The following is a 1279-nucleotide window of genomic DNA, read 5'->3' as shown; positions in this document are numbered from 1 at the left end:
GGGACTGCTGCACGGATCGGTGACAGGTTGGGTCAGGCTGCCTGAGCGGCCAGTGTGGGCATGATGGTCTCGTACTCGATGGGCGTCAGTCGACCGAGGGCGTCCTGTCGGCGCCGACGGTGGTAGGTCCGTTCGATCCAGGTGACGATCGCGATCCGCAACTCCTGTCGAGTGCGCCACTGTCGGCGGTCGAGGACGTTCTTCTGCAGCAGCGCGAAGAACGACTCCATCGCCGCGTTGTCCCCGGCCGCGCCGACTCGGCCCATCGAGCCGGTGAGCTGGTGCCGGTTGAGCGCGGAGACGTATCTCCGGCTGCGGAATTGAGATCCGCGGTCCGAGTGCACGATGCAGCCGGCCACCTCGGCGCCGCCGGCATGGCGCCGGGCGACGGCGTTGTCGAGCGCTGCGACCGCGAGCCGGGACTTCATCCGGGAGTCGATGGAGTAGCCGACGATCCGGTTGGAGTGCACGTCCTTGACCGCGCACAGGTAGAGCTTGCCCTCGGCGGTGCGGTGCTCGGAGATGTCGGTCAACCACAAGGTGTTCGGCGCCTCGGCCGTGAACACGCGGTTGACCCGGTCGTCGTGCACGGGCGGTCCGGGACGGCTGCCCTTGCCCCCGCGGGGCTTGCCGAACGCGCTCCACCACTGGTTGGCCGCGCAGATCGCCCAGGCGGTGCGGGTCGCCATCGGCTGTCCGTTCGTGGCGGCTTCGTCGACGAGCAGCCGGTAGCCGAACTCCGGGTCGTCGCGGTGGGCGTCGAACAACGCGTTGGCCCGGTGAGCCCGGACCATCTCGCTGGTGGTGACCGGGTCGGCCAGCCATCGGTAGTAGGGCTGGCGGGCGATCTTCAGAACCCGGCACGTCACCGCGACGGGGATCCCGTCGACGGCGAGCTCACGGACGAGCGGGTAGATCATTTTCCCGGCAGGTTCGCCTGCGACAGGTAGGCCGCCGCCCGGCGCAGCACCTCGTTCTCCTGCTCGAGCAGCCGGATCCGCTTGCGGGCCTCGCGCAGGTCGGCGTTCTCCGTCGATGTGGTGCCGGGCTTGACGCCGTCCTCGACGTCGGCGGCCTTCATCCAGTTCGTCAGGCACGACTCGCTGATCCCGAAGTCGGCCGCGATCTGCTTCAGGTGCTGGCCCGGCTCACGGTTGCGCGCGACGTTCACGACGTCATCGCGGAACTCCTTGGGGTAGGGCTTGGGCACGGTGAACATCCTTCCAGCGGCACCTCTCGGCACCACAGATCAGATGTCACCTACTCGTGCAGCAGTCCC

The 1279-nt window shown here is 68.5% G+C and carries 1 protein-coding gene; it reads right to left on the bottom strand.

Annotation, left to right across the window (positions count from 1 at the left end; all coding sequences use genetic code 11):
- Nucleotides 1-32: 32 nt before the first annotated feature.
- Nucleotides 33-1210, bottom strand: a protein-coding gene (locus tag IN07_RS14470) for an IS3 family transposase (RefSeq protein ID WP_156119204.1) whose coding sequence is annotated in 2 segments (ribosomal slippage) — nucleotides 33-923 and nucleotides 926-1210 — 1176 coding nt in all. Because the reading frame shifts where the segments join, the coding sequence is not laid out codon by codon here.
- Between the last annotated feature and the right edge of the window lie 69 nt (nucleotides 1211-1279).

Source organism: Modestobacter caceresii, assembly GCF_000761485.1.
In the GTDB taxonomy this organism is placed as follows: Bacteria; Actinomycetota; Actinomycetes; order Mycobacteriales; family Geodermatophilaceae; genus Modestobacter; species Modestobacter caceresii.
This window is presented reverse-complemented; position numbering and strand designations above follow the sequence as displayed.